Origin of the sequence: Cognatiyoonia sp. IB215182 (assembly GCF_033963905.1) — a bacterium.
In the GTDB taxonomy this organism is placed as follows: Bacteria; Pseudomonadota; Alphaproteobacteria; order Rhodobacterales; family Rhodobacteraceae; genus Yoonia.
Genome location: NZ_JAXBMB010000010.1, coordinates 61434 through 73660 on the forward strand (window position 1 = coordinate 61434; position 12227 = coordinate 73660).

At 57.7% G+C, this 12227-nt stretch carries 11 protein-coding genes; 5 read left to right on the top strand and 6 right to left on the bottom strand.

Annotated elements, in window-relative coordinates:
- Window positions 1-4 precede the first annotated feature (4 nt).
- Window positions 5-922 (bottom strand): manganese-dependent inorganic pyrophosphatase, encoded by a 918-nt coding sequence (locus SLH47_RS19705; protein WP_320241945.1) that lies wholly within the window; start codon window positions 920-922, stop codon window positions 5-7.
- A gap of 543 nt (window positions 923-1465) precedes the next feature.
- On the opposite strand from SLH47_RS19705, the gene SLH47_RS19710 reads away from it, so the two are divergent.
- Window positions 1466-2119, top strand: a complete 654-nt coding sequence (locus SLH47_RS19710; RefSeq protein WP_320241946.1) for a DUF2161 domain-containing phosphodiesterase — start codon at window positions 1466-1468, stop codon at window positions 2117-2119.
- A gap of 25 nt (window positions 2120-2144) precedes the next feature.
- On the opposite strand, the gene SLH47_RS19715 is transcribed toward SLH47_RS19710, so the two are convergent.
- The 5 genes from SLH47_RS19715 to SLH47_RS19735 form a co-directional block, all read right to left on the bottom strand.
- Window positions 2145-3137, bottom strand: a complete 993-nt coding sequence (locus SLH47_RS19715; RefSeq protein ID WP_320241947.1) for a TraB/GumN family protein — start codon at window positions 3135-3137, stop codon at window positions 2145-2147.
- Between the two features lie 333 nt (window positions 3138-3470).
- Window positions 3471-4157 (bottom strand): Crp/Fnr family transcriptional regulator, encoded by a 687-nt coding sequence (locus SLH47_RS19720; protein WP_320241948.1) that lies wholly within the window; start codon window positions 4155-4157, stop codon window positions 3471-3473.
- 219 nt (window positions 4158-4376) lie between these two features.
- Window positions 4377-5357: a hypothetical protein gene (locus tag SLH47_RS19725; RefSeq protein WP_320241949.1), complete on the bottom strand. Its 981-nt coding sequence runs from the start codon at window positions 5355-5357 to the stop codon at window positions 4377-4379.
- Window positions 5358-5522: 165 nt separating this feature from the next.
- The gene (locus SLH47_RS19730; protein ID WP_320241951.1) at window positions 5523-7163 is read right to left on the bottom strand and encodes an FAD-binding dehydrogenase; all 1641 of its coding nucleotides are present in this window, start codon (window positions 7161-7163) and stop codon (window positions 5523-5525) included.
- A gap of 44 nt (window positions 7164-7207) precedes the next feature.
- On the bottom strand, window positions 7208-8860 hold the full coding sequence (locus SLH47_RS19735; protein ID WP_413785659.1) for an AMP-binding protein: 1653 nt from the start codon (window positions 8858-8860) through the stop codon (window positions 7208-7210).
- 373 nt (window positions 8861-9233) lie between these two features.
- Here SLH47_RS19735 and SLH47_RS19740 point away from each other — a divergent pair, with 373 nt between their 5' ends.
- The 4 genes from SLH47_RS19740 (at window position 9234) to SLH47_RS19755 (ending at window position 12196) form a co-directional block, all read left to right on the top strand.
- Window positions 9234-9479: a hypothetical protein gene (locus SLH47_RS19740; protein ID WP_320241954.1), complete on the top strand. Its 246-nt coding sequence runs from the start codon at window positions 9234-9236 to the stop codon at window positions 9477-9479.
- A 54-nt stretch (window positions 9480-9533) separates the two neighbouring features.
- The gene (locus SLH47_RS19745; RefSeq protein WP_320241955.1) at window positions 9534-10124 is read left to right on the top strand and encodes a hypothetical protein; all 591 of its coding nucleotides are present in this window, start codon (window positions 9534-9536) and stop codon (window positions 10122-10124) included.
- 63 nt (window positions 10125-10187) lie between these two features.
- Complete coding sequence (locus SLH47_RS19750) at window positions 10188-10850, top strand: response regulator transcription factor (protein WP_320241956.1); 663 nt, start codon at window positions 10188-10190, stop codon at window positions 10848-10850.
- Complete coding sequence (locus tag SLH47_RS19755) at window positions 10847-12196, top strand: HAMP domain-containing sensor histidine kinase (protein ID WP_320241957.1); 1350 nt, start codon at window positions 10847-10849, stop codon at window positions 12194-12196. Before SLH47_RS19750 ends, SLH47_RS19755 begins: the two co-directional genes overlap by 4 nt.
- Window positions 12197-12227: the final 31 nt, after the last annotated feature.

The following is a 12227-nucleotide window of genomic DNA, read 5'->3' on the forward strand; positions in this document are numbered from 1 at the left end:
GGCGTCAGACTTTGAGGGCGGGAATAATCTGCTTTTTCCGGCTCATGATGCCGGGCAGAACGACGCTGTCACCGTCCACCTGGGCCGCGAATGACTTTTCGGCAACCCCTTTGACCATGTCGTTAGGGATCAGCATCGTCGCCTCTTCTTTCAGGATGTCGACAACGAAAAGCAGAACTTCGTCTACCCCGTCTTCCTTTGCGACCTTGGGCATCTCTTCCATCAAGGACGCCTTGCGGTCGAGCACGATATTCGGCGCTGTCGTCTCAAGTACCGACACGCGGAACTTCTTGCCATCGACACCGTATTCCTTGCTGTCCATGCGCAGCAGTTCAGCGTCGGAGAAAGCAGAGACGTCCGATTTCGCTTCGAACATTTCACCAGCGTATTTCTCAATCTCCACCTTCAGATCGGCAGCAAGCTTTTCGGCCAGTTCCTTGTCCATCTCTGTGGTCGTTGGAGAGCGGAAGGCAAGCGTGTCAGATAGGATGCAAGATAGCATCAGCCCTTTCACGCCTTCAGGCATATGATCCGCATGCTGACCCATCATCTGATACATGATTGTCGCGGTACAAGCCAGTGGGCGGATCGTGATGTTGATGGGGTTCTTTGTCTCAAGACCGCCAGCAAGTTTGTGGTGATCGATAATCGCCAGCACGTCGGCATTGTTGATGTTGCCGGGGAGCTCGGCCGGGTTGTTGGTGTCGACGATGACGCAGGATTGGTCGTCGCTCACATCCTCGATCACGTCGGGCAGGTCAAAGCCCCAGCGCTTGGCCACGAATTTCGCTTCGGTATTCGGTTCACCCAGCAGGGCCGCTTTCGCGTCAAACCCTGTGTGGTTCAGGAACCATTCCCAAATTAGGGGCGAACCGGTGCTGTCCGTGTCAGGGGATTTGTGGCCGAAAACAAGCGTTGTCATGAGCATTACTTTCTAATGAAGCTGGATTTGCCATGTGTATACGAGGGCGGGTTGGGGCTGTCACCCCATCGTGGCGGTTTGACCATCTGTCGATAGCTATGATATGTGGGACCCACCAAAAGGAGGAACCTGACGATGGACCAGCACGCTTAATCCGCGCCACCTGACCCCAACCCCCTTTTGAGGAGCACCCTGACAATGGACCATATGCGTAACGCCTGAGGGCGACGACTTTGGCCGTCTACGGCCCGATTTTCCATTTCATAGGAAGGTGCAAACCATGCCCCACAAAACACCAAAACCCCGCAAGCCGGGCACAAGCCTTGTATCAAAAATCAAAAATCGTCGTGCAAATCGCCCAGATCCGTTTGGGCGCGGGACAAGTGCTTTGCCCGAAGGTCTCAACCGTGCCCGCCGCGACAGCAAACGCCCGCCCCGCTTCCCGGGCCGACAGGGCGGACGATAACACCGGGCCCCGCCGCCTGCGCGGCGGGGCTTGCCCCCGCTTTGCAATTGCCATTTCTTGGCGCCAAGGGAGTTTGCATGCCGAAAGAATCCGAGCTTTACCCACCCATCAAGGCCTATCTGCAAAGGCAAGGCTATCAGGTGAAAGGTGAGGTTGGGGCGGCAGATGTGGTCGCGCGACGGGGCGATGAAGACCCGGTCATCGTCGAACTGAAGCTGGGCTTCTCACTGGCCCTGTTTCATCAGGGGATCGACCGTCTGGCCATCACCGATCACGTCTATCTCGCAATCCCCGCAGGGCGCAAAAGCAAGGCCCTGCAAGCCAATGTGAAATTGGCACGACGCGTGGGGCTGGGCGTCATGACCGTACGGCTGCGTGACGGGCATGTCGAGGTGCTGGCCGATCCGGGCGGCTATGCCCCTCGCAAGTCAAAGAAAAAGGCCGCGCGACTGCTACGCGCCTTTGATCGGCTCCAGGGGGATCCGAACGCGGGCGGGGCCACGCGCCACGGGATCGTCACCGGATACCGGCAGGACGCCCTGCGTTGTGCAAGGTTTCTTGCGGTTCACGGACCCTCCAAAGGGGCCAAGGTCAAGGCTTGGGCTGAAGTCCCTGACGCCACGCGCATTATGGCAGCCGACCATTACGGTTGGTTTCAGCGCGTCTCACGTGGTGTCTATGATCTTACCGACGCCGGACGTCAGGGTATCGCCGATTTCGGCGATGTCTAAGCCCGCGCCATCGGCCAAGCGGAAGCTACTCAATCCGCGTCAGTGTCCAGCCATCGTCCTGCAGAAACTGCAAAATACCTTCCTGGCCAATCAAATGGGCTGCCCCGACTGCAACAACCAGATCATCATGTTCAGCCACCGCGTCGGCAATTACCGGCATCCAGTTACGGTTGCGCTTGATAAGCAGCGAATCCTCGATATTCGCGAACATGTCCTTTGCCGTTTGTTCGTCCACACCGGGCACCTCGGTCATGGCAATCCGCGACATTTCCCATAAGGTCCCTACATCCTGCGCGAAGTAGCTATCGAGCATGGCGACGAACATCTGCTGCTGGATTGCCGGGCTTGAGAGGTTGACCATCAGCATATCAATCTGCTCTTCGAACGAGCTGTCTTGGAACACTTCAAAAAGCGTCGTCATCGGCTCAAGGGCCTGCATAGGAACGCCAGCTTCAATCGCCCCTTCGCTGATCATGTGATCGAGTCCCAGATCACCGGCCAGCATGTCTTGCGTCGCACAGGGCGGGATCGACAGGATCAGCGACAGGTACCAAGGTTGCATCTTTGCCGCCATGAAACCGGGAACGCCACGGTCTGTTGCGGCCTTGGCGATCAGCCCCCAGGTTTCCTCATCCAAAAGGGTCGGCAGAGTTGGCCCTTCGGTAATGAACAGAAGGTCCGGATCGCTGACGATCAGTTCCTGCAGCTCCGCCTCTTCCTTGGGCGTGGCTTCGAGCATCACGAGATCGGCTGCTGCAACTTCGGTACTGATTTGGTCATAGATGGGTTCAAGCCGGGGATCATAGATATGCATCGTGCCGATCACGGTAATCGTGTCCGCATCACGCGTCGCTGTCCACAACGTCCCTTCGCTGAAGGGCAACGCATCGGCGGCCTCGGCAAGCGCGTTGCGCTGCGTTGTATCAAGCTGATCAAGATAGCTGGCACCGACACATTGCGCTGCTGCTGGCGCGCCCAGAAAGATACACAATCCTGCGATAGCTTGACGGAAATGCATATCTGACCTCTCAAATTGATCTACATGGGATTATTAAGCAGCTACCGATTGCGATCAATCGGCGCCGGAAGAATTCCACAGCGAACGCAGGCACAGGGCAAACATGGCATGCCTCGCAAACAGGATCAAACGCGCGGTTCAGGTCCTGTCGCCTGCTGATCTTCGCATTTGGGGCGCCACAATTCCGCCTTAATTTACCCCAAGATCAGGCTAAGAATGCCCACCGATCCAGCCATCAACATTAATGTGGCTTCGGCTCCTAATATACTGACTATTTTCATTTTTTTGCTCGATACGATACCTTACCGAGCGCCTTATAGGACGAAAATGTGGCTAGGTTTTGGCCAAATCATATTCCTTTGACATTACGTCACCCAGCTCTTCCGTCAGCGTTTCAGGATCACAGATTTCAATGCGCTGACGCGAGGATTTGATCGCGCCGCGTTTGGCGAATTTGCTGATCGAGCGGCTCACCATCTCGCGATTTGCCCCGATTGAGCCCGCGATTTCGGCGTGGGTCGGCGCATTTTCGATGACGGCCCCTCTGGTCACGCCCCCATGCTCGGCTGCAAGCCGCAGCAAATAAGCACCGACACGCTGTTCGACGGTCAGCGTCGTCATCTCAAGATTCCGGAGTGTCAGGATACGGATGCGCGAGACAAGTTCGAGCGCCACACGTTCGCGGATGACCGGCACTTCATTAAAGAGCTTCAAAAAGCTTTGCCGTTTCATCACCAAGACACGCGCCTCGGTCTTGGCAACCACGGCCAAGGATCGTGGCACCCCATCAAATGCAGCTAGTTCCCCGAAGTAAGCGCCAATTCGGAAACGCGAGAAGACAATTTCACGGCCCTCACTCGTCCAGAGAACGGCAAGAAGCGCGCCGGATAGTAGGAAATAGAGATCGTTTGACGCATCATCCTGGTCGAAAATGGTTTGCCAGGGTTGCAGCGACAATTCACTCAAACCAAGGTCAAACCCTTCCAGGTCCGCCTCCGTAAGCCCAGAAAATAAAGGCAAATCATATGCAAAAAGCTGTGCGGGCGTCATGGTTTGACCCACGACCTTGGCCCGAGCTGGGGGCTTTCAATCCATGTTTTTGGATGATGACACGCAGACAGACTCATTTAGCGCACCTCCTGACGGAGTGCGACTATAGGCCACTTTACGCAGCTTCCAAGCCGGTATTTGCAAGAGCGGTTGTCTAGCCGCTGTTGCCCAGCCCGGATATGTCGTCCGCTACATCACCTCAAACGGGCAATGCCAGGGTGCGGCAACGCTGATGGCCAGCGTTGGATCAGCCTCCTTATCTGCGGTCACAGTCACCAGCGTATGGCGCGCGCGTCCGCCCGGCGCCTCGCAACGGATATCCATCAGATTGGTGTAAGCGCTGATTTCATCGCCACCGCAGGCGCGCACGCGCCGCTCAACCTCATCGTCATCACCAAGCAGATGCTTGGCCGAGAAATAGAGGTTGAGCTCCGGCGTGCCGCCAGCGGCTTTCGTGGTGTAGCTGAAACCCATTTTTTGTGTTGGCAGCTCCGGCCCTGAGGAAGCAGTTGTCATCTCGTCAATCGCCCGGGACAGCGCGTCATGAGATACCGCCGCCGGAGCCGCCAACTTGGGGAGGATGGTGCGATCTGCACCCTCGACCAACCAGTAAATCGTGATGTCTTTTGTCGTGGCATTGTAAGCCAGCATCGTTGTCTTTGCGGTCTCGCCCGCCGCTTCAAGCACCGGTTTGATAGGTGCGGGGGACATAAGGCCCAAAAGGTCGCATGCTGCAGCGGGCAATTCCGCGTAAAGGATGACCTCGCAATTGGTGCCGTCGTGACGCAGACCCAGCCGCGCACCGTAGCGCAATTGGACATCGCCTTGAGCCGCGCTGATCACGTCGCGCAACGCGGCGGAAGGCAGCTCCGCACCAAGATCCTGCATGATCCGGCAAACGGTGTTCACGCGATTAGTCGGATCGCTTGATGGATCGGCGACCTCTGTGACGAGCTCCAAACCCTGATCGTTCTTGCGAAATGTGAGCGTCACTGGCGCGCCGGTATCCGTTAGCGTGCTGGGCGCCCAATCCGCCCATCCGCCGGGATGCATCACACCGATGTCGTGCAGAATCCTTTCGAGCATTTCCCCGGCTTTGCCCTGCCGACGCAGGTACCAGCACCAATCCAGGTCATTGCGCGACGGGATGGCAGGTGAAAATGCAAACATGTAAGGCTCCTGACTGGCTACGACAGATGACTTCCCGAAACGGGTTTAAATGCGTTGCCGAGGCAGGAATGTGTGTTTTCACACATTGGCCCCAGAAATAGTGATTCCTTTTTGTTTTAAATGCTGCGGGACCGATCAAGTCGTGTCGATTGATCGCGCACGGGACTATCCCGCAGCACGCCCCGCCCGACGCCCGGAATGGATGCATCCGCCCAGAAATGTGCCCTCAAGCGCGTTGTTGCCGTGATAGCCACCGCCACCGAAACCGGCCGCCTCACCGGCCGCGTAGAGCCCATCAATTGTCTGCCCGCCGGGCGCAAAAACCCGGCCGTCAAGGTCGGTATGAATACCGCCCAAGGTCTTGCGCGTGACGACGTGCAGTTTAACAGCGATCAGCGGGCCGTTGGACGGATCAAGTATCTTGTGCGGCTTGGCCGTCCGGATCAGCTTGTCACCCAGATAATTGCGGGCCGTGCGAATGGCGGTGATCTGTGCGTCCTTGGTGAAGGGATTGTCGATTTGCGCATCGCGCGCGTCAATCTGGGCGCGCAGCTTGGCCGCGTCGATCAGATTGCCGCCAAGCTGGTTCATGCCACCGATAAGCGTGTCGAAATCATTGGCGACGACGAAGTCCTCGCCCTTCTCCTTGAACGCCTCAACTGCGGCCGTAGCGCCCTTGCCTAATCTCTCACGCAGTACACCGCGCCATGTTCCACCCGTTAGGTCGGGATTTTGCTCGGATCCTGAAAGCGCAAATTCCTTTTCGATGATCTTTTGGGTCAGCACGAACCATGTGTGGTCATAGCCGCGCCTGCAGATCTCATGCAGTGTCGACATCGTGTCGAACCCCGGCATGCACGGCGCAGGCAGCCTGTCACCCGTCGCGTCAAACCACATCGAGGACGGTCCGGGCAGAATTCGAATCCCATGTTTCGGCCAGATCGGGTCCCAGTTCTGCACGCCTTCGGTGTAATGCCACATCCGGTCAGTATTGATCAGCTCGCCACCAGAGTCCTTGAGGATGTCAAGCAACAGCCCGTCCACATGTTCGGGCACGCCCGACACCATCTTTTCCGGTAAAGGACCGGATTTCGAGGCGTCCCAATTGCGCCGGACAAGGTCGAAATTCCCACCGATCCCGCCGGAAGTGACGATCACCTGATCCGCCTTGATGTCAAAGCGGTCGACAACCTCACGGTTTGTTGCGGCACCGCGCACCGCGTCGTCGACGGCCAAGATCTCACCCGAGACACCGGCGACCTTCCCGTTTGTGATGTCAAAACCAGTCACCCGGTGGCGGAAGCCGAACGTGACCTTTCCTGTCTTCTCCGCCTCCAAGACACGCTCTTCAAATGGCTTGAGCACACCGGGGCCTGTCCCCCATGTGATATGAAAACGGGGGATCGAATTGCCGTGACCATTCGCAAAACTGCCGCCACGCTCCGCCCAGCCAACAATCGGAAACCAGCGCATCCCAAGGCTATAAAGCCATGGCCGCATTTCGCCGGCGGCGAAATCCAGATAGGCCGTGGCCCATTGCCTTGGCCAGTGATCTTCTGGCCGATCAAATTGCGCGGAGCCCAACCAATCATTGGCGGCGAGTGCATAGCTGTCCTTCACCCGCATGCGCCGCTGTTCGGGCGTGTCGATCATGAAGAGCCCACCTAGCGACCAGAATGCCTGCCCGCCGAGGTTCTGTCGCCCTTCCTGATCGAGGATCGTGACGGTCTTGCCCCGTTCGACCAGTTCATGCGCTGCCACAAGTCCCGCCAGACCGCCGCCAATAATCACCACGTCGCTTTGCATGATTTGTCCTCCCGCCGGCAGCTTTTGCCGATGCGGGGGGGTTGTCAAACGGAGGTGTCCGTTCCGTTGCGTCGCGCTTCGGCCTCGGCGCGTGCGCGCAGCTCTGCGCGAATGATCTTGCCCGTCGTGGTCAGCGGCATGTTGTCGATAAAGCGGATCACGCGCGGATATTCATATGCCGCCAGTTTCGTTTTGACATGGGCAGCGATGTCCTTGGCAAGCACGCCAGATGGGGCATGACCCTTGGTCAATTGGATATAGGCCGCCACGACAGAACCCCGGATCGCATCGGGCATCCCCACAACGCCAGCCATTTGCACGGCAGGATGGGTGATCAGACAATCCTCAATCTCCGCCGGGCCGATGCGGTAACCGCCGGAGCTGATGATATCGTCGTCGCGACCGATGAACCGGATACGCCCGGACTCTGTCTTGGCCCCTTTGTCGCCTGTCAGCAGCCACTCATCGCCAGCGATTTTGACGAATTTCTCTGCTGTCGCCTCGGGCCGGTTCCAGTAGCGCAGGAACATCACCGGGTCCGGTGCCTTGACAGCGATGCTGCCCTCTTCGTCCGTTTCGCAGAACCGGCCCGCAGTTTCATCAATCACGTCAACCACATGGCCCGGCACCGCAAAGCCCATCACGCCCGGCTCTGCCGGGGCGAGCGCCGTACAGGACGAGACGATCATGTTGCATTCCGTTTGGCCGTAGAATTCGTTGATCGTTGTGCCAAAGACCTGCTGCCCCCAGGCGATCAGCTCTTTACCCAGCGTTTCGCCCCCGCTCGCGACCGACCGCATCGGCACGGGAACGTCGGGTGTGTCCAGCCGCATGAGCTTGAGCGCCGTTGGCGGCAAGAATGCATTGCGGATGCCATGATTACGGATCAGGTCGAAGGCGGCCCATGCCGTAAACTTTTCAAACCGGCACGCGACCACCGGGACACCATGATGCAAGGCGGGCATCAGCACATCCAGCAAGCCGCCAATCCATGCCCAATCCGCCGGGGTCCAAATGCGATCACCGGGCTGAGGAAAGAAATCGTGGCTCATCTCCACGCCGGGCAAATGGCCCAGCAAGACGCGATGGGCATGCAATGCACCCTTCGGTGCGCCGGTTGTCCCGGAGGTATAGATGAGTAGCGCAGGATCGTCGGCGCGTGTGTTGACAGGTGTGAAGTCCCTGGACTGCCCAGCGCAGCGGGGGTAGAGACCTTCGCAAGTGCCGCCCTCGATCGACAGGATTGTCCGCAGCGCTGGCAACCCATTCCGCAACGCGCCGATCTTCTCCATTCCCTCTGCATTGGTGATCAGGACCTTTGCGCCAGAGTCTTGCAGCCGGTGCAAAAGCGCATCGGGACCAAAAAGCGTGAACAGCGGTAAAGCAATCCCACCCATCTTGCTGATGGCAATATGTGCCACGGCGGTTTCCACGCACTGCGGCAAGAGCACTGCAATCCGATCACCTCGCTCACAATCCTCCGACAGAACATGGGCCAGCTGGTTCGAGAAATCGCGCAAGGATCCAAAGGAGTGTTCGGTCGCCGATCCATCTGGCAAGACATCGACAATCGCTATCGCATCGGGATCGCGTTCCGCGTGCTTGTCGCAGATATCAACGCCGATGTTGTAATGCTCTGGGACGTCCCAGGAAAACCCGGCACGCGTTGCGGTGATCGTTGGCATTTGACGCAACATGGTGACCCAAAGGACCGCCGCACCACCCCATTGTCAACGCCAGCTAACACGGCGATTCGGATCAGATCGTGGTTGCTCTGAAATTAAGGGCTGCATCAAATAGGTTAACACAACCTTAACCTGTGGATTGTTGCAAAATAGCGCCACCGAAAAGAGGCTGACATCGGCCAAACGCGCTCAAAATTTAACATTTAAAATCAATATGATAAACTCAAAGTGGCAAAACTAAACAGCCCTCCAAGCACCTCAGCACGAAGATGAACCCAGGATGAATGGCATGTTATCTCTCAGTTCATACCTGTGTCGGCATAGTGTCCGTGGGGTCACTGAGTGAGCAGGTCAAAGCACCTGTTGTGTCGGTAAAGGAGTGGAAATGTTAGACGTACGCAGGTTCTTTCAAGACGATGACAGCAGCTATCTGGGCTGTCCGACCGGCACAGCTAGCACGCAATCGCCGACATCGCGAACTGACAACGCTGACACGAATGTGCATATGGTCGATTTCGCTCGCTCCGAAATCGTCAGGTCCGATGCCCGTTTCCCTCAGGTTGACGAAATACTTGACCGACTGGACAGCAATGCGCGCGCGGTGAGCGGTTCGTCGCGCTGGCCAGACTAGCAGTAATTCGCTCTGAACAGCGATCTGCCCCGCTGATCACGAGCCAATACACTCATGAGACATCGCCTGGCTGCCCTTCTCGTCGTCTGTGTCATTCCGTGTTCTGGAAATGCTGACGTACGTGAGCTGTCATCTTCAGAATTGCGCGACGCGGTCACAAACGATCGTGCGATTGCGTCATACCGTCTGATTGATGGGGTGGAAGACTATACCGGCGGTTCCGTCGTTGATGTCCGCGCGTTCGAAGTAGACGGCGCCGTTGCCTATCGGATTTTGGTCAGGAACGATGACGGCGGCTTGGGCGCGATCATGCTGGAAGGGGATAGCGGTCGCGTAATCATGCCATCGACACCGGTTGGACGCGAAGTCTCTGACCTTGCGCGCAGATTGCCACAATCATCCGCTGGGAATGAAAACAGCACCGCGCCAAATCGCAACAATCCGGGCAATGGCGGCGGCGGCAATGGCAACGGGGGCGGCGGCAACAACGGCAACGGGGGCGGCGGCAACAACGGCAACGGCGGCGGCGGCGGCAATAACGGCAACGGCGGCGGCGGCAATAACGGCAACGGCGGCAACAACGGCAACGGCGGGGGCGGCAATAACGGCAATGGCGGTGGCAATGGCAAGGGCCGCGACAGGTGATCTGCAACACGCGGGCCAAATTATCGTCAAACTTCTGCCACCAGTGACTTCTACACCCGTCCCATGCGTATCTTGCTTGCCGAAGACGAGCCCGTGCTCGCCGATCAAATCCGAAGTGTGATGAAGTCCGAAGGCCGCGTCGTTGACGTGGCCCCTAACGGAATCGAAGCACAATTTCTGGCCGAAACAGAGCCATATGACGTCATTATTCTAGATATCGGCCTGCCCGAACGGGACGGGATTACTGTCCTGAAGCATTTGCGGGCCACTGGTGTTGATACTCCGGTTATTATCCTTACGGCGCGTAACGATTGGTCAGATCGTGTTGACGGGCTGGACGCCGGTGCCGACGATTACCTGACCAAGCCCTTTCACATGCCCGAGCTTTCCGCACGTGTCCGTGCGATGATCCGGCGCAAGGCAGGTCAGACAAATCCGGTGTTCCACAAGGATGACGTGAGCTTTGACAGCCGCAATAATCAGGTCACGGTGAATGGTATTCCCAAGAACCTGACCGCGCAGGAAGTGGCGGTGCTGTCGTACCTCTTCCACAATTCCGGGCGCCTGGTGTCACGCACCGAACTCTCAGAGCATATCTACCAATTTGACGGCGACAGGGATTCCAATACGATTGCCGTATTCGTGAACCGTTTGCGCAAAAAGCTTGGCAATGACCTCATAGAAACGGTCCGAGGCCGCGGCTACGTCATCAAAGCGGCAGCATGATCTCGCTGCGCCGCCGTGCTGTTGCCGGCGGCATGTTGTGGGCCGCGGTGACAATTGTGCTGGGCCTTGCCGGGCTATGGTCCTACACGCTTTCGGCGACTAAACAGCGCTTTGCAGATCAGGTGACCAACCAGCATGTGCAGGTGCTGGTGGCCGTTGGCAATTACAGCGGCAATCCCGACGCCCTGATACGCCGCTTGAGCGATCCAGCCTATGCGCGGCCCTTTTCAGGACAGTATTGGCAAATTGAGAACGATCAGGGCCTGTTGCTGACATCTCCTTCTTTGGTGGAAACGCTGCTGCCACGCGCCGACAGAACCGGTGAAAATGTGGAGGTAAGTGAATTCACTGGCCCCAACGGCGAAAACCTGTTTGGCATCGCACAGTGGCTGACCTTGGATGACGGATCGAACTGGCATGTGCAGGTTGCGTCCAATATCGATGATCTTGATGCGAATATCGCCAATTTGCGGCGAACCCTGCTTTTTGCCTTTCTCATCATCTGCATGATCGGAGTTGTCGGTGCTCTGGTTCAGGTCACCGTCGTTCTGCAACCCCTGAATGCCCTGCGCGCTGATGTGATGAAGCGCTGGGATGACGTCGACGGGATGCAAGCCTCGGCCTATCCGGTTGAGGTCGCACCGTTGGTGACTGACATCAACACGCTGCTAAAACGCAATCAGGAAATCATTGGCCGGTCGCGCAGGCAGGCCGCTGACCTTGCACATGCGATCAAGACACCGTCTGCCATTATGCGTAATGAACTGGGCGCGTTACAGGCCAAAGGCCAGGATGTGAGTGACGCTATGACCGCCCTGGATACGCTTGATGCACAACTCAAACGCTCATTTGCGCGGATGCGGGCGGATGACACCCAGAATGCCATGCCCGTCATCACCGACGCGACCGAGACACTGACGCGGATGGTCCGCGCCTTTACCGCGCTGGCGCGGAATGCGGGGCGGACCTTATCATCAGATATCGCGCCCGGACTGCGTGTCCGGATCGACAAAAGCGACCTCGAAGAGATCACCGGCAATCTGTTGGACAATGCGGTGAAGTTCTCGAACGGGCACGTCCATCTTTCCGCGCGACGCGACGCCGACCGCATCGTGATCACCATCGAAGATGACGGGCCCGGTATCGCGGAAGAAGATAAGCCAAAGGCCACCCAAAGCGGCCAGCGCCTTGACACTGCCAAACCCGGCACGGGTCTTGGCTTGGCTATTGTCGATGATCTCGCCCAGGCCTATGGCGGTATGGTGACATTGTCCCGGTCAACCGACCATGGGGGGCTGAGTGTCATCATTTCGCTCGAAGCAGCGGGTCGAAAGGCGACCCGGTAGCGTCGCGCCCACCATCGCGCTACATCCCTCG

Bases quoted from the DNA above. Each gene is read 5' to 3' on its own strand.
- SLH47_RS19705 (WP_320241945.1), bottom strand. From the start codon at position 922: ATGACAACGCTTGTTTTCGGCCACAAATCCCCTGACACGGACAGCACC.
- SLH47_RS19710 (WP_320241946.1), top strand. From the start codon at position 1,466: ATGCCGAAAGAATCCGAGCTTTACCCACCCATCAAGGCCTATCTGCAA.
- SLH47_RS19715 (WP_320241947.1), bottom strand. From the start codon at position 3,137: ATGCATTTCCGTCAAGCTATCGCAGGATTGTGTATCTTTCTGGGCGCG.
- SLH47_RS19725 (WP_320241949.1), bottom strand. From the start codon at position 5,357: ATGTTTGCATTTTCACCTGCCATCCCGTCGCGCAATGACCTGGATTGG.
- SLH47_RS19730 (WP_320241951.1), bottom strand. From the start codon at position 7,163: ATGCAAAGCGACGTGGTGATTATTGGCGGCGGTCTGGCGGGACTTGTG.
- SLH47_RS19735 (WP_413785659.1), bottom strand. From the start codon at position 8,860: ATGTTGCGTCAAATGCCAACGATCACCGCAACGCGTGCCGGGTTTTCC.
- SLH47_RS19740 (WP_320241954.1), top strand. From the start codon at position 9,234: ATGTTAGACGTACGCAGGTTCTTTCAAGACGATGACAGCAGCTATCTG.
- SLH47_RS19745 (WP_320241955.1), top strand. From the start codon at position 9,534: ATGAGACATCGCCTGGCTGCCCTTCTCGTCGTCTGTGTCATTCCGTGT.
- SLH47_RS19750 (WP_320241956.1), top strand. From the start codon at position 10,188: ATGCGTATCTTGCTTGCCGAAGACGAGCCCGTGCTCGCCGATCAAATC.
- SLH47_RS19755 (WP_320241957.1), top strand. From the start codon at position 10,847: ATGATCTCGCTGCGCCGCCGTGCTGTTGCCGGCGGCATGTTGTGGGCC.